Below are 20,248 nucleotides of genomic sequence, written 5' to 3' on the forward strand. Positions count from 1 at the left end.
GCCGAGTCGCCCACGCCGAGTCACCCCGAGCGATCGCGGCCCGACGAGCGTAGGTGCTCCTGGGTCAGGGCCTCGACCTCTTCGTCGCTCAACTCGTCGATCGAGGCGGTCTCGCGGCGATCGTGCCGAGACCAGCGGATGAACAGGAGGATGAGGATCGGGATGTCGGCGACCTCGGCGATGAACCAGAGCAGGTCGCCCGAGAGCTGCTGGTCGCGGAGGGCGCTGGGGAACCATCCGGGTACCGTGCCGATCACGGGCGAGGCGTGGTCGAGGAGGGTGTCGCTGAGCCTCAGGACGATGCCGGGGATCGCATCGACGACGAGTTCGGCGAACGCCAGCAGGAACTCGGCGGCGATGAAGAGGCCCGTGCGCACGACCACCAGCTCGGTGAGCGGCAGCACCAGGAGGAGCCCCACCGCGGGCACGACGAGGCCGATCGCGTCCTCTGCGCCCGGAGATGCGCGGAAGATGCCGGCCAGGGGCGTGAGGAAGACCGAGAACGCCGCGAGCGCGAACACCGGCCCGAAGACCGCATTGCCCATGACGCCGATCACCTTGGAGGTAAGCAGGCGGTTCAAGAGATATCGGGCCCGGCCGGTCAACGCGCTCCGGAGCAGCTCGACGGGTTTGCCGGTGGCGAGCAGCGCGGGCACGGCGAAGAGCAGAAGAGCGATGCGGGTGGTGAACGCGAAACGGAGTTCGCTGCTGTAGACGCCGAGGAAGCCGAACTCGATCACGGCGTAGGAGCCGAGCCCCAGCACGATGAAGCCGAGCGTGGGTCGGATGCGCCAGCGGCCGCCGCGTCGGCGGATGAGAACGATGCAGAACGCGTAGCCGAGCGCCGCGAGCACGATCGCGGTGAGGGCGATCGGGCTCAGCTGCCACGTCGTGAGCACCGTGGCGATGTCGGGCGTGGGGACTCCTCGGGCTCGGTGCGGCGCAGCAGACGGGGTCGCGCCTCCGAGTGTTCCGCAGCAGTCTGTGCGTGCGCCGAACGCCACTGGCGCACAGGAATTCCGACCCGCGCGCGTCGTCAGCGGAGGAAGACGTCGTCGAGCGTCACGGTGCGCAGCCCTCGCTCGGCGAGGAGGGACTGCAGCTGCGGGAAGACGTTCGTGACCGGCAGGTAGTTGAGGTGCCCGATCACGATGTGCTGCGGCAGGAACCACTGCGTCGCGAAGTCGACCACCTGCTGCTCGGTGATGAGGCCGGAGTCCGAGAGCGAGCCGTACCAGAGCACCGGGCAGGTGTAGCCGATGCTCGCGGCGAGAGCGTCGACCCGGGCGTCGTGGTAGCCGTAGGGCGGCCGGAAGTACGGGCGCGCATCCACGCCGTAGGTGCTCCGGATGAAGTCGTGGTTGCGTTGCAGCTGGTCGAGCACCTCGGCATCGCTCAGCTTGGTGAGGTCGACGTGATCGAAGGTGTGGTTGCCGAGTTGGATCTGCCCGCTCTGAACGAGGGGGCGCAGGATGTCGGCATGCTGCGTCCACCCGGGATAGGTGCCGTTGAGGAAGAAGGTCAGCCGGGTGCCGGTGCGGCCGGCGAACTCGGTGTAGAGGCGGATGACGTCGGCGTTCGAGCCGTCGTCGACCGTCCAGGCGAGCAGATTGCCGGCCGCGCCGTCGCCCGGGAGGCCGGTGAGGGTGCCACCGGGGAGCGGGACCTTCTCGAGGGGCGGGGGCGGGGCAGGAGTCGGGGACGGAGTCGGACTCGGGGACGGAGCGGGCGTCGGAGCGGGCGTCGGAGCGGACGTCGGGGTGGGCGTCGGCGTCACCGTGGGTGTCACGACATCCGCGCTCGGCGTCGTCGTTCCCGGCGCCGACGCCATCGTGCGCGCCGGCGGCGCTGCCGCGCCGGAGATCGCCAGCACCGTCGACCCTCCGGCCACCACGCCGGCTCCCAGCAGCCCGAGGAACAGCCGCCGATCGAGGTGCACGGGAGCGATCCGCTCGCGTGCATGCCTGGGGGTCACCGTCGTCCTCTGTCCACGAGCGGCTCACCATGGCCGACGCTCTTCCGACGGTAGATGAGGCACTCTCATCCGCGCTACCGCCCGTTCGGGGGTTCTCGGCGCTCCCTCACGTCTTCTGCACGACGGGTGTCGACATAGGATCGTCAGGGTGACGGGGGACACGGAGAACGACGACGCGCGCATCCCCGACCCGCACCCGCAGCCCACTCCCCTGTGGGCGCTGCTCTCCCGCTGGCTGCTCGCGCTCGAGGCGTGGCTGCGCTCGCACGGCGGCGCACGACTGCGCGGAGCCCTCTGGGCGTTCTGGGGAGTCGTCGCCCTCGTCGGCGGCATCCTGCTCGTCGGGCCGGTGATAAATCCGCCGCTCTCGCTCGACGACATCACCGACTCCGCCTCGCGGGCCACCGACACCTGGATCGCCCGCGACTTCGCCGTCGACTACACGCTCGACCACACCCCTGACGGCCGCCTCGAGGCCGACGTGGTGGAGACGATCGGGGCCTTCTTCCCCGACGACGTCGACGAGAACGGCATCGTGCGGGTGCTGCCGACGCAGTACGAGGGGCATGCCCTGTCACCGTCGGGTGTCGAGGTGACCCTGGACGGCGAGCCCGCCGACCTCCAGCGCTCAGAGAGCACCGATCAGCTGACCCTGACGGCGCGAGCGCCGGGTGGCACCCGGCTCGACGGTGATCACGAGTTCGTCATCCGCTATCGCCTGCACGACCTCGCCTACGCCACGACCGACCAGGCGGGCAACGGCGACCCGGTCGACCTCCTCGCCTGGGACGTCTTCGGACCCTCTTGGCCGCAAGCCTTCTCGGGCCTCGAAGTGAGCGTCACCCTTCCCGACGACCTGAACGACGACCTCGTGCGGCAACCTCGCGGCTCTCTCGCGTGGACCCTCCTCTCGGCCGGCGACTGGATGGAACCCGAGGCAGACAGCCCTCCCGGGCAGGTGACCTACGGCTTCACCAACGACCAGAACATCCCGCCCCACGCGAACGCCCGCTTCACGATGGTGTTCGAATCCGGCACCTTCACGATGCCCCCGCCGACGCCGCTGTTCCTGCTGCAGTCGTTCGGGCCGCTGCTGCCGCTGGTGTTCCTGCTGCTCACGTTGCTCTTCGCTTTCGCCGCACGAGCGGTCGCCTGGAGCGACGAGCGTGGCCGCCCGTGGTACGTCGCGCAGTACGAGGCGCCGGACGGCGTGAGTCCGCGGCTGGCCGCGATGGTGCTGCGCGCCTGGCGGCCCTTGGAGCTCGCGACGGCGCTGGACGCGGTGCCGCCCGCGCGGTCCACCGCGCGCGGGACCGGGGGCTCGAAGTGGGCCCGTTTCACGCGACGGCGGCGACCGGCGCAGCCGAGCGCATCCGCAACACAGACGCGCGTCGATCGCCTGCACGCCGCCGCCAGGGCGGCTCGCCGCACGGGGCGCCTCGGCGACAGGGTCCGGGCAGGCCTGGCCTTCTGGCGCGCCCCCGAGCGCAACGCGCAGCGGACCGAGGGACTCCGCCGCATCCCGACCGGTTTCGTGCGCGACCTCTTCATCGCCGCGCCCCTCGCTCTTACGCTGTTGCAATGGGGGCTGGTGCGTCAGCTCTCGCACCAGGCCACGCTCGCGGTCGTGTGGTGGCCGGCCGCGTTCGTGCTCGCGTCATCCCTCGTGTCGATCGTCGTGCTGGCGATCGCGCTGTCGGCCCGTCCGCTCACCCGCGCGGGCGCCCTCGTGAAGCAGCACCTGCAGGGCATCGCGGTGTACGTGTCGCGCACCTCGTTCCTCGACCGCGCCACCGTCGACGATCCGCTCCTCCCCTATGCCGTGCTCACCGTCGCGCCTCGCGAGGCCGGCCGGCGCACGCTGGCGCTGCTCGAGACCTCGCTCGGCGATTCCCGGGCGTCGAAAGGATGGCGCACCCGCGACTTCCTCAGCACCCCGCGCATCCTCGTGCGCGTCGTGGCGGTCGTGCTGTTCGCGGCGGCGGTCACGACGGCGGCGGTGCTGCCGAATCCTTACCCGCGGTCGCCCGAGTACAGCTCGAGCTCGGGCGACCTGCCGGGCACCTACTGGAACAAGGTCGAGGGCTTCGATTCGGCGGCGGCGCTCTCGGTCGACGACGATCGGCAGGCCACCCTCACCGTGACCGAGCACCTGACGGTGGACTTCGGCGTGGAATCGAGCGCGCAGGTGCCGCAGTTCGCGCGCCAATGGCCGGCGGCACTCGACGGCCAGGATCTGGGCATCTCCGTCACCTCCGTGCGTCTCGACGGCGAGGATGCGCGGTACACCACGACGCGCGAGGGAGATTCCCTGCTGCTCACCACGGCCTTCGTGCAGGTGCTGAGCGGATCGCACGAGCTCGAGATCGCCTACACGGTGTCGTCGCCGGTGGTGGCGGCCGCGGCATCCAAAGCGTCGGCGGATTCGGGCAGGCCGGGCACGGTGGACCGGTTGCGCTGGGTTGCTCTGCTGGAGGGATGGGACGACTCGCCGCCGTGGGGCGACGACCCGGCCCCCGATCCGCTGACCGTGTCGATCACGGTGCCCTCCGATGTGGCGGCGTCGGCGGCGGCCGCCGGGTGGATCACGGTCGACACGGATTCGAGCGACACCGTGCGCCTCTGGGCGGACTCGGCGATCCCCTTCGGCTCCTACTCGGCGGCGACCGACCCGTCCGGCACCAGCGACGCGAGCAGCACCGCCGGCGGCACCACCACCTACCGCCTCGATCTGCGCGAGAGTGGGAACGGCTTCCCCTTCGACCTCACCGTCGACGACGTCGGTGCCGTGTTCGACTTCCCGGCCGGTACCTTCGCCGGACCGGATGCCTCGGCTCTCGCCCTGCACGACCTCCGCAGCGCCTTCCCTCTCGCCCTGGTCGTGGCGCTCGGTGCGCTGGCACTGGCGCTCGGCATCCTGAGCGCCCTGGGCGCCGCCCGTCGGGGTTCGCGCCGCGCCCCGCCCGGCTTCTTCCGCGACCTGATCTGGTGGCTCGGCACGGCCGCCGCGCTCTCCACGGTCTGGCTCTTCGTCTGGGCGACGTCCGACATGCCCGACGACTGGCCCGAGTTCCCGCCCCTCGGCCTCTCCGCCCTGGCGGCTCTCCTCGGAGGTGCGCTCTGCCTCACACTCACCCTGCGGTTGGCGGATGCGCGGAGGATGCCGCGGAAATAGGCTCGGGTCATGGTGAACGACGCGCAGAAAGAACGGATGACGTCGGGCAAGGGTTTCATCGCCGCCCTCGACCAGAGCGGCGGATCGACCCCGAAGGCCCTGAGCGCCTACGGCATCGAGCCGAGCGACTATTCCACCGAGGCCGAGATGTTCGATCTCATCCACGAGATGCGCACGCGCATCGTCACCTCGCCCGCGTTCGGGGGCGACCGGGTGCTCGCGGCCATCCTGTTCGAGGAGACCATGGACCGCGACTTCGGCGAGAAGCCGGCGGCCGACTACCTCTGGCACGACAAGGGCGTGGTGCCGTTCCTCAAGATCGACAAGGGACTCGCCGACGCCGCCGACGGGGTGCAGCGGATGAAGCCGATCCCCGACCTCGACGCGCTGCTCGAGAGCGCCGTGCAGCACGGCATCTTCGGCACGAAGGAGCGCTCGGTGATCGGCGAGGCGAACCCCGCCGGCATCGCCGCGATCGTGGAGCAGCAGTTCGAGCTGGCCGGCCGGGTGCTGTCGCACGGCCTGATCCCCATCCTGGAGCCCGAAGTCACGATCACGATCCCCGACAAGGCGGCCGCCGAGAGCATCCTGCTCGACGAGATCACCGGGCACCTCGCCTGCCTCCCTGAAGATCAGCACGTGATGGTGAAGCTCTCCCTGCCCACGGTGACGAACTTCTATCGCCCGCTCACCGAGCATCCGAGGGTGTTGCGCGTGGTGGCGCTCTCCGGCGGCTACTCCAGGGCCGAGGCCGACGCCCTCCTCGCCGAGGACATCGGTGAGATCGCCAGCTTCAGTCGCGCGCTCACCGAGGGCTTGTCCGTCCACCAATCCGACGCCGACTTCAACACCACCCTCGACCGCGCCATCCAATCCATCTACGACGCCTCCGTCTCCCCGTGAACGCGACCTTGATGACTCCGCATCGCGGGTGACCGGGCCAACGCTGTATAGTCATAGCTATACAAGGAGCCCCTCGTGTCAGACCTCATCCGCACTGCCAGAGCCCGCGCCGGCGCGTCGATCTACGACCTCGCCGCGCGTCTTGGCGTGACGGCGGGCGCGGTATCCCAACTCGAGCAGTCGGAACGGGCCGGCACGATCAAAGTGGCGTCGCTCCAACGTGCTCTGGAAGCGCTCGGCGAGCGTCTTCACGTCTCGGCGACCCCCGCGACCATGGCCGAGCGGCACCTGATGACCGCCCGCACGGCCGCGCAGGCCATCGATGCCGAAATCGAAGCGGGCGATCCTGCGGCCGCGCTCCGACTCACGGTCCAAGCGCTCGACCATTTCCGGCGCGCGGATTCCGAGAACGAGATCGCCGACTTCCTCAAGAAGCCGCCGACGATCCGGGACACGCGTTGGGACACTCTGTTCGCGACGGCAGTCGCCTGGGAGGCCGAGCGGCGCGGAATCATCGCTCCGCGATGGACGAGAAGGGCGGCGCTCGAGCACGAGTGGATGCCCGGACAGGACTCCGGGTACTCCGCACGCTACATCGACTTCGTCAAGAGCGACGCTGAGCCCGAATTCCTGCAACGAGGCATCGTGATCCGCGAGAAAGACCTCTCCGCCGCATGAGCGCGCCACGACTCTTCTCCGGCGACGAACTGCGCGAGCTCTTGAACGAACTCGGCGAGCGCATCCAACGGCGTGGAGAGAGCGTCGACGCGTACATCATCGGAGGAACGGCCATGGCGATCGGCCTAGGGTCTCGGCGCGCTACCGAAGACATCGACGGGCTGTTCCGCCCGTTCCAGGTGGTGGAAGAAGAAGCCGCCTCCATGGCAGTTGAGCGCGGGTTACCGCCGGGTTGGATCAACCAGAGCGCGTTCTCCTTTATGAGCTTCGAGAAAGTGGACACAGATGCTCGAGTGATCGAGATCGGCGGAATGCAGGTGCGCCTCGCCTCGCCTCGATTTCTGCTCGCGATGAAGATGGCTGCGGGGCGTCTGAAAGACCATGACGACATCGTCACGCTGATACGCCACCTCGGGATCGCTGACCCCGAGCAGATCGTGGACCTCGCGTTCGACGTCTTCGGAGAGGACGGCGTGACGCTCACCGACAGCCGCGAGAGCGTACTCCTCCAGGCCGCGGAGATGATCCGGCTCGCTTATTAGGAGCGTCACGCAGGGTCAGAGCTGGTCGGGGAGGCCCGCTCGGCGGAGGAAGGCGGCGCGGTCGGGGCTGAGTGGGAGCGGGCGTGTGGCGGTGTCGTCGGAGAGGTGAGCGGGGTCCGCATCCCAGTCGGCGTCGTCTCCGAAGAGTGCCGCGATCTCGGCCGCCGCGTCGCGCGACTCCCCGAAGTCGCGAGCATCGGTCCCGCCGCTCGAGTTCACAACGCTGAGCGGCTCCGTGACATCCCGCGCGTCCGAGAAACCGAACGGCCCGATCGCGCCGCGCGACGCAGCGACGCCGAGCGGCTCCGTGGCATCGCGCCGGTCGGCGAAGCCGAGCGATCTCGCCGCCTCCCGCAACCGCCCGAACCCACGCACCCCGCGCGCGTCGCCCGGGCCGGCTGCCGCTGCCGCCGGTGAGTCGGCCTCTGTCGACGCCGACGCCGACGCCGACGCGCCCGCCCCGGCTTCCGCCTCCTCGAGCGCCCGCTCCCACTCCTCCATCCGCCCCGCGGCCCGCGCCGCGGCATAGCCGCCCCAGACATCCAGGGCGCGCGAGATCACGGCCTCCTGCTGCTCCAGCACCGCCTTGTTGATCCGCTTGCCGAACTTCACCTGCCGAGCGGCCCGATCCTCGGCCACCGACACCTGCACGCCCGCCTCGACCTCGATGGCCCGTGCCCGCTCGGAGGCCCAGATCGCGCCGCCCGAGACCTCGCCGTCCTCCCGCAGGTCGACCAGACGGTCGTACGCCGTCGGCACGCCGAGGTTCGACAGCACCTTCACGATCACCGGCAGCAACTCGATGCAGATGAACAGCAGCGCGATCATGATGTGCGCCACGTTGAGGAGCGGATTCGCCTCCCCCAACCGGAACAACGCCTCCAGTCGCGACAGCAGCCCCGCGCTGTTGTCGACCGCACTGTCGTAGGCGGCCTGCTCGGAGGCGCGCTGCCCCTTCGCCGTGTCGAGGGTCGCCTGATCGTCGGCCAACTGCGCCTTCGCGGCGTCCAGGCGGCTCTGAGCGGATGCCTCGAGGTTCGTCGAAGCGGCCGTCTCCGCCGCCTGCTCCGCTGCTTTCGCGGCGTCGAGCCGGGTCTGCGCCGCCTGGACGGCCGCGAGCTTCGACGCCGTCACCGCCCCGTCGCCCCGGATGCCCGTGCCTCCGGTGCCATCGATCTCCGCCAAGTAGGCGGCTTGCGCCGAGTCGTACGCGGCCTGCGCCGCAGCGGTCGCGGCCACGGCCGCCGCGTAGTTCGGGTCGGATGACAGATCCGTCTGCAGCCCCTGGTCCACGATCGCCTGATTGGCGGCGATCGACTTCTCGAGATCCGGGATGGCCGCGAACCGCGGGTCGTTCGCCATCCGCTCCTCGAACGCCGCCTTGTCCTCGGCCTGCATCACCTGGATCTCCGAGTTGATCTCGGCGCTGAAGATCTGCAGCGTCAGCGGCGTCGAGATGACCGTCCCGATGATGAGCGCGAGCGCCACGCGCGGCAGCGCGAGGCCGATGTTGCGCGCCACCCCCTTCTGCTTCGCCATCCCGATGATCAGCAGCCGGTCGAGGTTCAGGATGATGACGCCCCAGAAGATCCCCACCAGAACCGCCACCGCGATGGGCGCCCCCACCGCCATCTTCAGGGCGAACGCCGCCGACACCGCCGACAGGAACGCCGTGCTGAGGATGACCCCACCCATCGCGACGAAGCGCGCGCGGTCCCCCGGCGCATCCTGCAGCACGTCGAGACGGGCACCACCCAGCCAGGCCATGACGTTGGACACGGGGTTGGAGTTGTAGCGACGAGCCATTCAGCGGCGACCTTTCGGGAGGTTGACGTCGGCCGGACCGGCGGATGCGCACTCGAACGCGCCCGCACGGACAGACACGAGGAGCGAAGCTACCCCATGAGAATCTGCGTTCCCTGGCACGCGTCTGAGTCCCGCGACCCTGACCGGGCGACCACGTGCCCCTTCGCTCAGCGGGGCCCGGAGGACCCGCCGCGGCGCCGTCGGGGCGCGGCCGAGCGCGGGGGCGCCCCGCGCATGTGGTCCCGGACGACCGACAGCGAGCGCGCCAGCTCCTCCACGTCGGCCCGCCCGAGCGGCGCGAGGAACATCTTCTTGAGCACGTCGATGTGCCCCGGGAAGACCTTCGCGAGCACGGCGCGACCCGCCTCCGTGATGGTGACGGTCACGCTCCGCTCGTCGTCGACCGAGGGCGCGCGGGTGACGAGACCGGCGCCCTCGAGCAGCCCGGCTTGGTGCGTGAGTCCGCTGCGGCTGTAGACGACCCCGTCGGCGAGGTCGGTCATGCGCATGCTGCCGGCCGGCGCATCCCCCAGGGTCGCGAGGAGCTGGAACTGCACGTAGCTGAGGCCCCCGGCCTCCTTCAGCTGCAGCTCGACGGCGTGGCGCAGCAGGCTGCTCACTTCGATCAGCGCGAAGTACGCGCCGAGCTCGACGGGGTCGAGGGATGCGGATTCGTCGGTCATGGGGACATTCTACTTGCTTCGACATCGAAGCACTGTTATGGTTTCACCAGTTGCTTCGACATCGAAGCACTTGAGAATCGGACGAAAGAGAGAACACCATGAAGGCAGTACGTTTCCACCAGCACGGCGCCCCCAGCGTTCTGCAGGTCGAGGACGTGGAGATCCCCACCCCCAGCACGGGCGAGGTGCGCATCCGTGTCGCCGGCGCGGGCTTCAACCCCGCCGACAACGGCATCCGGGCCGGCTTCCTCCCCATCCCGGTCACCCTGCCGCACACGCCGGGATTCGACGTGTCCGGCACCATCGACGCACTCGGGGACGACGTCTCGTCGCTCGCCGTGGGCGATGCAGTCATCGGCTTCCTCCCCATGACCGCTCCGGGAGCAGCGGCCGAGTACGTCATCGCGCCGGCGAGCGTTCTGGTGGCGGCGCCCACGAGCATCCCGTTGGCGGATGCGGCCGCCATCCCGTCCGCGGCCCTCACCGCCACGCAGGCCCTCTTCGACGAAGCCGGGCTGAAGGAGGGTCAGCGCGTGCTGATCGTCGGCGCAGGCGGAACGGTCGGCGGATTCGCGGTGCAACTCGCGAAGCGCGCCGGTGCTCACGTCATCGCCACGGCCAGCCCCCGCAGCAGCGCGAGCGTGTGGGCGGCAGGAGCGGACGAGATCGTCGATCACACGGCATCCACCGTGCTCGAGGAGGTCTCCGAGCCCGTCGACGTGCTGCTCAACCTGGCCCCGATCGACCCCGAGGAGTTCACGGCCCTCGTCGGCCGGGTGCGCGACGGCGGAGTCGTCGTCAGCACGACGGCTTGGATGCCGGCTCCCGACGACGAGTCGCGGGGCGTGCGCTCGGTGGTCGTCTACGTGCGGAGCGATGCCGAGCAGCTGGCGAGGATCTCCTCGCTCGTCGACAGCGGCGACCTCCGCGTCGAGGTCGCCCGCCACGTGCCCCTCACAGAACTCGCGAGCATCCACGAGCAGTCGGCCGAGGGCACCCTCCGCGGCAAGGTCATCGTGCTGCCGACCGCGGCGTGACCCCGGTCGCGGCGAGACAGCATCCGCTCAGCCGGCGGCGGACACGCCCTCTGCGGTCGTCGTCGCCGGCTGCGCCGCGCCGGCAGCGGCGGCGTGCTGCCGCGCCTCACGGCTCAAGTGCGGACGCCACCGCTTCGGCACCACCGCCACGGCGTCCGGCGGAACGAGCTGCCGCACGCGCGGTCGGAACCACAGGTAGTAGCCGAGCACGACCCAGATGAAGCCGGCGATCGTGACCCCGTGTAGGAGGTCGGCGTCGACGAGCGTCAGCACGGCGTCGTTCACGACGTGCTGCGCGACGGCGATGAGGAAGCCGAGCAGCCCGATCCACGTGAACGCACGTCCGGCCCGATGAGCGCCGAGCCAGATGAGGGCGGCCGCGCCACCGGTCCAGATGACGTGCGCGAGTTCCACCCACATGCGCTGCACGAGCAGCTGCCCGGTCTCGGTGGCGAGCTTGGTGTCGAACTGGGCGGTGGTGAGGCCCTTGAGGTCGGGCGAGATCGCCGGGCCCGCTATGTAGAGGGCTGCTTCGCCGATACCGAACACCGCGCTGGCGACGACGACCATCCACACGCCGACGCGGGGGTTCTTGAAGATCGCGGGTCCGACGGCGAGCAGCACCACGGGCAGGAGCAGCTTGAGCGGCTCCTCGATCACGCCGTCGAACGCCAGCGCCCCGGTCGACAGGGTGCCGCTGCGCTCCACCAGCACCTCGATGACGAGGGCAGCGGCGCACGCCACCGCGCCCCAGACGATCCCCACCGCCAGAGCCGCTCCCGTCCGCAAGTGGCCGACACGGAGCCGTCGCCGCACCGCGACGACGAGTGCGATGAGCGGCCCGCCGGCGACCAGCGCGCCACCGAGCGCCAGCAGGGGCCAGGAGTCGAGCGAGACGCCGGATGTCGCGACCACGAACCCGAGCACGACTCCCACCACCGCGATGTAGACCGACGGATGCGTGAAGATCCGCAGGATGGCGTGCTGCTCGTGGAGTTCGGGAGCGGAGGGATCGGATTTCGCGGCACCGGTCCAGGCCACCCCGTCCCAGTCGCGGCTGTAGCCCGCGAATCCGGTGGGGTAGGTGGCGGCCGGCGGGCTCGAGGGCGCAGTCGTCATCCGTCGACCGTATCGACGCCCCCGGATGCCGGGCGAGGCCCCGATCGGGGGCTTGACCGGCGCGCCCTCTTTCCGGTGCTCGATCCCCCATTACCACCGACAGAACCAGCTCGCTCGGACCGGACTTCAACATTCGTGCAATACCGTCGTGGCATGGATGAGCTGAAGAAGTCCCCATCCCGCCGCATCGCCACCGCGGCCGTCGGCTTCGGTGGCGCTCTCGCCGCCCTCGTCGCGCTCAGCGGCTGCACCACGACCGCGCCGAGCGACGCCGACGACAGGCCCACGCTCTCGGAGACACGGTCGCCCGAGCCGAGCCCCGATCCCACGGCGGTGGCCGAGGCCCTCGCCGCCGAGGATGCGAAGTCCCTGCCGATGCCGCAGGACGACATCCAGGACTGGGCCGCGCGCACCGTGCCGAACAGCGATTCGGAGAGCTACTTCGCCGGATTCTCGGGGTGGCTCAGCGAGCACTCGTCACCGCGGCTGAACAACACCGTCACGACCGCGCCCGCCGGTCGGTACACGGTGTCGATCGCCTGCCTGGGCGGCGGCCCGCTCGGCGTCTCGGTGCAGCAACTCGATCAGAGCGAGGTCGGTGCGACCCTGCGACCGTGCGACGGCACCGTGCAGACGATCGACATCGAGACCGCATCGGAGGGGATCAGCACGGTGCTGACGAACCCGCTGACCTCCGACCCCGCCGTCTTCGCGGTCACCTTCGAAACCGCGCCCTAAGGGGTCAGTCCTCGCGCTTCGTCGGAGTGATGTCGTTCAGGAACTCCTCGAACGAGGGGAAGAGCCGCTCGCGCGAGACCCGCTCGGCCTCGATGCCGAAGCGCATGAGGTCGCGGACGGGGGATGCATCCGCGTCGAGTCGCTCGCGCAGCTCCGCCACGCGCTCGAACGGGGCGATCCCGCCCCCGGCGCCACCGCCGTCCCCGCCTCCCCCGGACGTCGGCGGCGTCGAGATGCCCAGCGCCGCTTCGAGCGACGCGAGATCCGGCAGAACCCCGAGCCCCGCCGGCACCTGGGGCGACGCGAGCGGAATCCGGGTTGGAGTCGGCACCGGCAGCACCCGCACCACGTTCGACACGGCAACCACTTCACCGTGCGCGTTCGCCGCCCGCACGCCGATTCGGCCGCTCTGCCGGGCGGTAAAACGCTCCGACACGATCCGTCCGCCGATGTCACGCCGGATGTCGGCCCGCCCCGGCATCTCGATCGTGAGCTGCTGCGCCCCCGTGACCTCGACCTCGAGCCGCACTTCATCGCCCTCGGCCACGAGCGCGGGACTCACCACGACGCTCCGGATGACGGGCGCGTCGAGACTCTGGATGATCATGCCGCGCAGGTAGTCGTACCACTCGGATGCGCTGGGGCGGTCGTCGGGCACGTCGCCCAGGGCACGGGTCATCATCCGCTGCCCGTCGGCATCGAGCACGCTCCGGACGCGGCCGGCATCCCGACTTCGCTCGAGCCCGTCGCCGGCCGGCGCGAGCACCCGGAGGACCAGGAGTCCGAGCTTGTAGCGATCGGTGGCGACCGTCTGCACCGACGGCTCCTTCCAGGTCGCGACATCCGTCTCGCCGGTCTCGCCGGTCTCACCGATCTCGCCCGCCGCAGCCACCGTCTCCGGCGCCGCCCACCCGGCGCTGTTGCGCTGGAGGGTTCCCTCGCCCGCGAACGCGGCGCCCTCGCATCCGATGACGAACGCCTCGGCCACCTCACCGATGCCGTACAGCACGGACTTCTCCGAGAGGTCACCGAACACCACCCCGTGGCGATGCAGGATCTCCACCAGCAGAGCCACCCGCGCGAGCACGGTGCACCGAGCGACCAGGTCCCGCTCCGCCACGGCGGCCGCGCCGGCTCGACGAGCGCGCTTCGGCGCGACGACGAGCCACTTCGCGTTCTGTGGCAGCTTGCCGGCGCTCTTCTCCTCCGACGGCAGGTAGTAGAACGGATGCGCCGCCAACGGCATCAAGCACCCCACGGCCTCGCCGTCGTCGTCCTCCACCACGGCCGTCGGCCACGCGGCCACGCCGTCGAGGGTCGCCCGCGCTCCCGCGTCGAGCCCCAGCCGCAGCGCGACGAGTCGCGAGAGCACGGCGGGATTCCAGCGCTCAGGGGACCGATCCCTCGTACGAACGTAGGCGAGCCCGCCATCGTGGCCGGGCACGGTGAAGCTGTCGAGCCGGTAGACGTCGGTCGCGGTGCCGCTCCCGATCAGCGCCTTGGCACCCAAGTCGGACTCACGCACGCGCACCCCCGCCGCCCGCGACACGAACTGCTCACCACCCACACGCTCCGACACGACCAGCGAACCTACCCCACCCGCATCCATGTTCCCTGAGGCGAGCACGCTGATGGCACCTTCCGGCTGCCTCCGGAGCGATAGTCGCTGGGGTCACACTTCTCGGCGCGACGACTGAGCTTCTATGGACGGAGGTGCTTCTGCAGCGCCTCCGTGACGGTTTCCACGGATTCGAGCCCGGCGCTCGCCCCACCGTCCTCCGACGCGAACGCGTCGACGAACAGCTCCTGCACCGCCCGCAGGTGCGACGCCGATGCGCGGCGGAACTGGGACGCGCCCGCCGCGGTGAGCACCACTTCGGCCCCGCGGTTGTCCGTGGCGCACGGCTCGCGCACCACGAGCCCGCGCGCTTCCATGCGCCCGAGGTGGTGCGACAACCGGCTCCGCTCCCAGTCGATCACCGCGGCCAGATCGGATGACCGCAACCGCTTCCCCTCCGCCTCCGACAGCGCGAGCAGCACGGCGTAGTCGCCCGTCGACAGCCCCGACTCGCTCTGCAGGCGCGCGGCGAGCAGAGAACGGATGCGATCGCCCGTCTCGACGAAGTCGCGCCACACCCGCAGTTCGTGCGCCGTCGGCGACTTGCGCGCCCGGGTCGTGGTCGCTCGGGAATTTTCCACCGCTCCTCCTAGTTGACATGTCAATCATATAGACGCGAAGATGGACGCGTCAATCACTTCTGGAGGCATCCCGTGACCACAGGTTCGATCGAATTCGGACTGAACTCCTTCGGCGACGTGCCGACCGACGGCGCCCGCACCCTTTCAGACGCCGAGACGGTGCGTCTGCTCGTCGAGGAGGCGAAGCTCGCCGAGAAGGTGGGCCTCGACATCTTCAGCATCGGCGAGCACTACCGCGAGGGCTACGTCGACTCGGCCGGCCCGGTGCTGCTGGCCGCGATGGCTACAGCGACCGAGAGCATCCACCTCGGCACCTCGGTCACCGTCCTCAGCACGAACGACCCGGTGCGCCTCTACAACGAGTTCTCGACGCTCGACGCCCTCTCGAACGGGCGGGCGCAGCTGGTGCTGGGCCGTGCGTCGCAGACGCAGTCGTTCCCGCTGTTCGGCTACAACCTCGAAGACTACGAGACGCTCTTCGAAGAGAAGCTCGACCTGTTCATGAAGCTCCAGCGGTCGATGCCCACGACGTGGTCGGGCACCGTACGGTCGCCGCTCGTGGAGCAGACGCTGCATCCGAAAATGCGCGAGGGCGGCATCCCCACCTGGATCGGCGTCGGCGGCAGCCCGAACTCGGTCATCCGCGCGGCGCAGTACGGTCTGCCGCTCATGCTCGCGATCATCGGTGGTGAGCCGCACCGTTTCGCGGGGCACGTCGACCTGTACTTCCGTGCGCTCGAGCAGTTCGGGTTGCCTCGCCAGCCGGTCGGACAGCACGCCCTCGGGCTGATCGCCGACACCGACGAGGAGGCAGCGGAGACCTGGTGGAAGTCATGGCAGCCACTGATCACGCAGATGGGCCGCGAGCGCGGTTTCTACCCGCCGACCCGCGAGCGCTACGAACTCGAGCTGGCGACGGGCGCACTCTTCGTGGGTTCGCCGGAGACGGTGGCGCAGAAGATCGTGCGCATGACGAAGGAGCTGCAGATCAGCCGCTTCGATCTGAAGTACGACATCGGCGGCCTGCCCGTGGATGCCCGGTCCCGCACGATCGAGCTGTTCGGCACTCGCGTCGCGCCCCGCGTGCGTGAGCTGCTGGCCGAGCAGCAGGCGACGGCCACACCGCAGACCGACGACCACGAACCCCACGACCTGCACCGGATCGGATCGACCCATGCCTGACACCCACCACGCCGCTTCGTTTGACGCGGCCCCGCCCACCCTGCCCACCATCGGCATTCTCGGCGCCGGAAAGGTCGGCACCGTGCTGGCGCGCCTTCTCCTCGCCGCCGGCTACCCGGTGCACATCGCGGGCTCGGGCAGCCCCGCGAAGATCTCGCTCATCATCGACGTCCTCGCGCACGGCGCCGTGGCCCAGACCGCCGAAGAGGTGGCCCGCACCTCCGACATCGTCATCCTCGCCCTCCCCCTCGGCAAGTACCGCTCGATCCCGGCCGACCTCCTCGAGGGCAAGCTCGTGATCGACGCGATGAACTACTGGTGGGAGGTCGACGGCATCCGCGACGACCTCAACGACCCCCGCGTCTCGACGAGCGAACTCATCCAGTCGTTCCTCCCCACGTCGCGCGTCGTGAAGGCCTACAACCACATGGGCTACCACGACCTCGACGAGGGCCCCACGCCCGCGGGCACGCCGGGCCGCAAGGCGATCGGCATCGCGGGCGACGACGACCTGGCCCTCTCCGATGTGGCCGCGCTGGTGGACGCATCCGGCTTCGACCCGGTCCTCGTCGGCACCCTCCGCGACAGCATCGCCCTCGAGCCCGGCAGCGAACTCTTCGGCGCCAACTTCACAGCCGCCGCCGTCCAGGATGCCCTCACCCGCTTCCCGACGACCGAGCGCGGTCTAGCGGTGGCGGCAGCCCGGGCGGAGTTGGTGTCGGGCGCCTGAGGGGTCGCCAATCAGCGCCCCGCTCGCCGGCCTTCGCTTACCGCTCTCCGCCCGCCGCCCAAGGCCGGCGCCGACGCCACGCGACACCACGTCGGAACCCACTCGCTCCAGTGCCACACGCCGCCGGAGTCGCTCGTCACCGAGTTGCGTCCAAGACTTCCGCACCCCTCAGAGAAGGCTCCCGCCGGAGACCTCGATCCGCTCGGCCGTCACCCAGCGCAGGTCGTCCGAAGCGAGCGCCGCGATGGCATCCGCGATCTCGGGCGGCTCACCGACCCTTCCGAGCGCCGTTCCGCTGGCCAGCGTGCGCCGCAGCTCAGGATCGTCGCGCATCGCGCCGCCGTTGAAATCGGTGGCCGTCGGCCCGGGAGCGATGCTGTTGACCCGGATGCCGCGCGAGCCCAGCTCCACCGCCAGGCTCCGAGTGAGCGACTCTACCGCCGCTTTCGACGCCGAGTAGATCGACGTACCCGGGCTCACCTGGCGGGTGAGCGATGTGGAGACGTTGATGACACGTCCACCCTCGGCGATGTGCGGCGCGAGCGCCTGGATGAGGAAGAACGTGCCGCGAAGATTCGTGCCGATGACGGTGTCGAACTCGTCGACCGAGACGTCCTCGAGAGCGCCGAACAGGCCGACGCCGGCGTTGTTGACCAGCACGTCGAGGGATGTTCGACCCCACCGTTCTTCGACGCGGCGAAGCACGTCGGCACGGAAATCGGCGAACGAGTCGACGTCGGCGAGGTCGAGCCGTGCCGCGAGCGCGTCCCCACCGGCATCCTGAATCTCACGCACCACGCGTTCGGCATCGGCGGGGTCGCCCCGGTGCGTCAGCACGACGCGGATGCCCCGCCCTGCGAGAGCCACGGCCGTCGCACGCCCCAATCCGCGATTCGCCCCCGTGACGACGGCAACGTGTCGACTCTCGTCGCCGGTCATCGAGCATCCTCCTCAGGGAACTCGACACTGATGAGCGGACTGCCCGCCATCCACTCGCCGAGCGGTTCGACGGGCTGACGGATGCCGGCCGGATTCCAGGGCTGATTGAGGTCGGCGATGATCGCCGAGAAGACGGCCTCGCGCTGGCCGCGATCGAGGACGGGTGTGCCGACGGCGGGAAGATCGGCGCGCACGCCGTTCTTCAGATGGAACGTGAACGCGGGATTCGCGACGAGATTCGCATACCAGCTGCGGCGAGCCGGCGAACTGGAGAGGTAGATCCGCCCGTCGACCCGATAGAACCACACCTCGATGCGCCGCGGCCGTCCGGTGCGAGCGCCGACGGTGGTGATGTCGATCGTGCGCTGCCGCGCCCGGCTCGCCGGCGTGATGGCGAGCGCCTCTTCGATCCGCGAATCCATGTCGCTCCTCAAGTAAGTATCTATTTACTTATACGCTAAGCAGAGCGCGGATGCGTGTCAATTCCGCCCCGAGGAGGCCGCCGTGGTTCAGCGAGATGCCGAAGCGACGCGCGCCAAGATCCTGTCGGCCGCGCGCGAAGAGTTCGCGGCCCACGGCCACGCCGGTGGACGGATCGACCGCATCGCCCGGGTCGCCGACAGCAACGTGCGCATGATCTACGCCTACTTCGGCAACAAGAGCGCCTTGTTCGACGCCGCCCTCACCGACGCCATCACGCGCATGGCCGAGGCCGTGCCGCCCCTCCCCGACGACCTACCGCGCTGGGTCGGTGAGCTCTACGACTTCCACCACGAGCATCCCGATGTGCTGCGCATCTGCCTCTGGGCCCAACTGGAGCGCCCCGAGGCGGCGTCGGAGCCCCTCGAGGCCTACGCGACCAAGGCCGAAGCGATCCGCAGCCACGCCTCGGCCCCCTTCAGCACGGTCGACCTCCTCGTCATCATCTACGCCATCGCCCAGGCCTGGCAGACCGCCCCGCTCGGCCTCCTCGCCGCCGACCCGGGGGCGACGGATGCGTCGCGTCGTCGAGCCGCGATCGCCGCGGTCGCGCGCATCCTCGGCCACGCCCCCGAGTGAGGCGCCCCGGCGGACTCCTTACGGCAGCGCCACACACGTAATGCGCTAACGTTGACTCACTCCCCCGGATACTTCGGTTACCGGTTAGAAGGCCTCAGGAAACTGGGGCCTTCGGGAATTTAACTCCACTTCGGAGGGCAGTGGAACGTGCCCTTTCCGTCGGTGAAGTGGATCGAGACATCCGGGTGAGCTTCCAATGCGAGTAAGTACATCTGCTGACGCACGGGTGACTGCGTATCCGCCAGCAACCCGGGGCCCAGGTGGGTAGTGAAATAGTGAACGTGATCGATGCGATGGTCCGGCATCAGAAGCAGCGTCGGCGCGACGAGGTCGAGCCATTTGAACTCCGGCTTCGACTGCAGAGACCGCCGAGACAGATTGAATCCGTCGACGTAGATGCGCGCTACAGGCTTCTGGGAGACCCGATGGTTATCGAGCATTAGTCACTACCTATCTCGCGAATGGCTCGGATGTTTCGACATTCACACATCCGGCGAGACGAGTAGCGTGGCGACCATGAAAAGCAGAGCCGGGCGCATAACGCTCATCGTCGTCGGTGCCATCGCCCTGCTGGTCGGAGTCGTCTTCGCGGGCCAGGGCGCGAACCTCATCCCGGGCAGCTCCATGACCGGCGACCGTACCTGGCTCTACATCGGCCTGGTGCTCGCGGTCGTCGGCATCGTGCTGCTCGTGCTCGGCATTCGGCGTCGCAAAGACGGCAGCTGACTCCTCGAAGATCGAAATCCACGGCCGAGAACGATGGCGGGGCATCCTCTCGTAATATATACTTAGAGGCAATTGAGATATACGAAGGAGGATGGATGCCCGCCACTAAGACGAAGAAGCTCATCGGCTTCACCGAAGAGCAGGTCGCCCTCATCGACGAACTCGCGACGCGCCAGGGCACCACCTTCACAGCGATTGTCTCCGAGGCCGTGAACGAATACACCTCGGTGCGAGCCAACGCGATGGATCAGATCCTCGACCGCCTTCTGGTCGAACACGGAAACGTGATCGATCGCCTATCACGCACGTGAGCCTCGCCGTCGTCACGTTTCCCGAAGCGCTCCACATCATCGGCCGTCTCTTCAACACCGATCAGCCACAGAAGCTGGTTCGCGATTCAGCTCTCCTTCTCTCAGCGCTCGATCGACAATCGGCCTCGATGTTCGGCCAAGAGGCTTATCCGGGAATCCATCACAAGGCGGCCGCCCTGCTCCACGGCCTCACGAAAAACCACTCGCTCTTCGACGGCAACAAACGCCTCGCGCTCGTCACCACGCTCTATCTCTACGCGAAGAACGGGTACTGGAACACCACCGACATCGAGGCCGAGTACGACTTCATGCTTGCCGTGGCGTCAGACGAAATCGACTCTATCGATGAGATCGCGACGTGGTTGAGCGCGCGCTTCGTAGCGACCGACCGTTCCTCAGGCTGAAGACCGTCACGCTCGGTGCGCTGCGGCTCATCGTCGGCCACC

Annotated in this window: 22 protein-coding genes; 12 read left to right on the forward strand and 10 right to left on the reverse strand. The window is 69.3% G+C overall.

The window, feature by feature from the left end; translation table 11 throughout:
• Window positions 1–20: 20 nt before the first annotated feature.
• Both ACFJGU_RS00160 and ACFJGU_RS00165 read right to left on the reverse strand, forming a co-directional pair.
• Window positions 21–899, reverse strand: coding sequence for a cytochrome c oxidase assembly protein (locus tag ACFJGU_RS00160; protein WP_382306568.1), 879 nt, complete (start codon window positions 897–899; stop codon window positions 21–23).
• Between the two features lie 137 nt (window positions 900–1,036).
• The gene (locus ACFJGU_RS00165; protein ID WP_382306570.1) at window positions 1,037–1,975 is read right to left on the reverse strand and encodes a polysaccharide deacetylase family protein; all 939 of its coding nucleotides are present in this window, start codon (window positions 1,973–1,975) and stop codon (window positions 1,037–1,039) included.
• Window positions 1,976–2,123: 148 nt separating this feature from the next.
• Between ACFJGU_RS00165 and ACFJGU_RS00170 the strand changes: the two genes are divergently transcribed.
• The 4 genes from ACFJGU_RS00170 (at window position 2,124) to ACFJGU_RS00185 (ending at window position 7,273) form a co-directional block, all read left to right on the forward strand.
• Window positions 2,124–5,150, forward strand: coding sequence for a DUF2207 domain-containing protein (locus ACFJGU_RS00170; RefSeq protein ID WP_382306572.1), 3,027 nt, complete (start codon window positions 2,124–2,126; stop codon window positions 5,148–5,150).
• A gap of 9 nt (window positions 5,151–5,159) precedes the next feature.
• Entirely contained in the window at window positions 5,160–6,053 is an 894-nt protein-coding gene (locus ACFJGU_RS00175) for a fructose bisphosphate aldolase (RefSeq protein ID WP_382306574.1), read from the forward strand.
• Between the two features lie 75 nt (window positions 6,054–6,128).
• On the forward strand, window positions 6,129–6,731 hold the full coding sequence (locus tag ACFJGU_RS00180) for a hypothetical protein (RefSeq protein ID WP_382306576.1): 603 nt from the start codon (window positions 6,129–6,131) through the stop codon (window positions 6,729–6,731).
• Window positions 6,728–7,273 carry a DUF6036 family nucleotidyltransferase gene (locus ACFJGU_RS00185; RefSeq protein WP_382306578.1) on the forward strand — a complete coding sequence of 182 codons (546 nt, stop codon included), beginning with the start codon at window positions 6,728–6,730 and terminating at the stop codon, window positions 7,271–7,273. Before ACFJGU_RS00180 ends, ACFJGU_RS00185 begins: the two co-directional genes overlap by 4 nt.
• Before the next feature lie 15 nt (window positions 7,274–7,288).
• On the opposite strand, the gene ACFJGU_RS00190 is transcribed toward ACFJGU_RS00185, so the two are convergent.
• Together ACFJGU_RS00190 and ACFJGU_RS00195 are read right to left on the reverse strand one after the other, a co-directional pair.
• Complete coding sequence (locus ACFJGU_RS00190) at window positions 7,289–9,079, reverse strand: DUF4407 domain-containing protein (RefSeq protein ID WP_382306580.1); 1,791 nt, start codon at window positions 9,077–9,079, stop codon at window positions 7,289–7,291.
• Window positions 9,080–9,246: 167 nt separating this feature from the next.
• Complete coding sequence (locus tag ACFJGU_RS00195) at window positions 9,247–9,762, reverse strand: MarR family winged helix-turn-helix transcriptional regulator (protein WP_382306582.1); 516 nt, start codon at window positions 9,760–9,762, stop codon at window positions 9,247–9,249.
• Window positions 9,763–9,860: 98 nt separating this feature from the next.
• Between ACFJGU_RS00195 and ACFJGU_RS00200 the strand changes: the two genes are divergently transcribed.
• Window positions 9,861–10,799 carry an NADP-dependent oxidoreductase gene (locus ACFJGU_RS00200; RefSeq protein ID WP_382306584.1) on the forward strand — a complete coding sequence of 313 codons (939 nt, stop codon included), beginning with the start codon at window positions 9,861–9,863 and terminating at the stop codon, window positions 10,797–10,799.
• Window positions 10,800–10,826: 27 nt separating this feature from the next.
• Here the strand turns inward: ACFJGU_RS00200 and ACFJGU_RS00205 are convergent, their stop codons facing one another.
• Window positions 10,827–11,918, reverse strand: a complete 1,092-nt coding sequence (locus ACFJGU_RS00205; protein ID WP_382306585.1) for a PrsW family glutamic-type intramembrane protease — start codon at window positions 11,916–11,918, stop codon at window positions 10,827–10,829.
• A gap of 153 nt (window positions 11,919–12,071) precedes the next feature.
• Between ACFJGU_RS00205 and ACFJGU_RS00210 the strand changes: the two genes are divergently transcribed.
• On the forward strand, window positions 12,072–12,656 hold the full coding sequence (locus ACFJGU_RS00210) for a hypothetical protein (RefSeq protein ID WP_382306587.1): 585 nt from the start codon (window positions 12,072–12,074) through the stop codon (window positions 12,654–12,656).
• A gap of 4 nt (window positions 12,657–12,660) precedes the next feature.
• On the opposite strand, the gene ACFJGU_RS00215 is transcribed toward ACFJGU_RS00210, so the two are convergent.
• The gene (locus ACFJGU_RS00215) at window positions 12,661–14,235 is read right to left on the reverse strand and encodes a hypothetical protein (RefSeq protein WP_382306589.1); all 1,575 of its coding nucleotides are present in this window, start codon (window positions 14,233–14,235) and stop codon (window positions 12,661–12,663) included.
• Between the two features lie 122 nt (window positions 14,236–14,357).
• Complete coding sequence (locus ACFJGU_RS00220; protein WP_382306591.1) at window positions 14,358–14,855, reverse strand: MarR family winged helix-turn-helix transcriptional regulator; 498 nt, start codon at window positions 14,853–14,855, stop codon at window positions 14,358–14,360.
• 72 nt (window positions 14,856–14,927) lie between these two features.
• Here ACFJGU_RS00220 and ACFJGU_RS00225 point away from each other — a divergent pair, with 72 nt between their 5' ends.
• Together ACFJGU_RS00225 and ACFJGU_RS00230 are read left to right on the forward strand one after the other, a co-directional pair.
• Entirely contained in the window at window positions 14,928–16,037 is a 1,110-nt protein-coding gene (locus ACFJGU_RS00225) for an LLM class flavin-dependent oxidoreductase (RefSeq protein WP_382306593.1), read from the forward strand.
• Window positions 16,030–16,767 (forward strand): NADPH-dependent F420 reductase, encoded by a 738-nt coding sequence (locus ACFJGU_RS00230; RefSeq protein ID WP_382306595.1) that lies wholly within the window; start codon window positions 16,030–16,032, stop codon window positions 16,765–16,767. Before ACFJGU_RS00225 ends, ACFJGU_RS00230 begins: the two co-directional genes overlap by 8 nt.
• A gap of 168 nt (window positions 16,768–16,935) precedes the next feature.
• Here ACFJGU_RS00230 and ACFJGU_RS00235 read toward each other — a convergent pair whose 3' ends face one another.
• Window positions 16,936–17,706 (reverse strand): SDR family NAD(P)-dependent oxidoreductase, encoded by a 771-nt coding sequence (locus tag ACFJGU_RS00235; protein ID WP_382306597.1) that lies wholly within the window; start codon window positions 17,704–17,706, stop codon window positions 16,936–16,938.
• Window positions 17,703–18,128 carry a nitroreductase/quinone reductase family protein gene (locus ACFJGU_RS00240; RefSeq protein WP_382306599.1) on the reverse strand — a complete coding sequence of 142 codons (426 nt, stop codon included), beginning with the start codon at window positions 18,126–18,128 and terminating at the stop codon, window positions 17,703–17,705. The genes ACFJGU_RS00235 and ACFJGU_RS00240 overlap by 4 nt, the downstream gene beginning before the upstream one ends.
• An 82-nt stretch (window positions 18,129–18,210) precedes the next feature.
• Here ACFJGU_RS00240 and ACFJGU_RS00245 point away from each other — a divergent pair, with 82 nt between their 5' ends.
• Complete coding sequence (locus tag ACFJGU_RS00245; RefSeq protein WP_382306601.1) at window positions 18,211–18,765, forward strand: TetR/AcrR family transcriptional regulator; 555 nt, start codon at window positions 18,211–18,213, stop codon at window positions 18,763–18,765.
• A gap of 119 nt (window positions 18,766–18,884) precedes the next feature.
• Here the strand turns inward: ACFJGU_RS00245 and ACFJGU_RS00250 are convergent, their stop codons facing one another.
• On the reverse strand, window positions 18,885–19,205 hold the full coding sequence (locus ACFJGU_RS00250; protein WP_382306603.1) for a hypothetical protein: 321 nt from the start codon (window positions 19,203–19,205) through the stop codon (window positions 18,885–18,887).
• A gap of 76 nt (window positions 19,206–19,281) precedes the next feature.
• Between ACFJGU_RS00250 and ACFJGU_RS00255 the strand changes: the two genes are divergently transcribed.
• The 3 genes from ACFJGU_RS00255 (at window position 19,282) to ACFJGU_RS00265 (ending at window position 20,206) form a co-directional block, all read left to right on the forward strand.
• Complete coding sequence (locus tag ACFJGU_RS00255) at window positions 19,282–19,491, forward strand: hypothetical protein (RefSeq protein WP_382306605.1); 210 nt, start codon at window positions 19,282–19,284, stop codon at window positions 19,489–19,491.
• A gap of 95 nt (window positions 19,492–19,586) precedes the next feature.
• Window positions 19,587–19,802: a hypothetical protein gene (locus ACFJGU_RS00260; protein ID WP_382306607.1), complete on the forward strand. Its 216-nt coding sequence runs from the start codon at window positions 19,587–19,589 to the stop codon at window positions 19,800–19,802.
• Entirely contained in the window at window positions 19,799–20,206 is a 408-nt protein-coding gene (locus tag ACFJGU_RS00265) for a type II toxin-antitoxin system death-on-curing family toxin (protein ID WP_382306609.1), read from the forward strand. Before ACFJGU_RS00260 ends, ACFJGU_RS00265 begins: the two co-directional genes overlap by 4 nt.
• The last annotated feature ends 42 nt before the right edge of the window (window positions 20,207–20,248 follow it).

The sequence above is a fragment of the Herbiconiux sp. UC225_62 genome (genome assembly GCF_042694625.1).
GTDB lineage: Bacteria > Actinomycetota > Actinomycetes > Actinomycetales > Microbacteriaceae > Herbiconiux.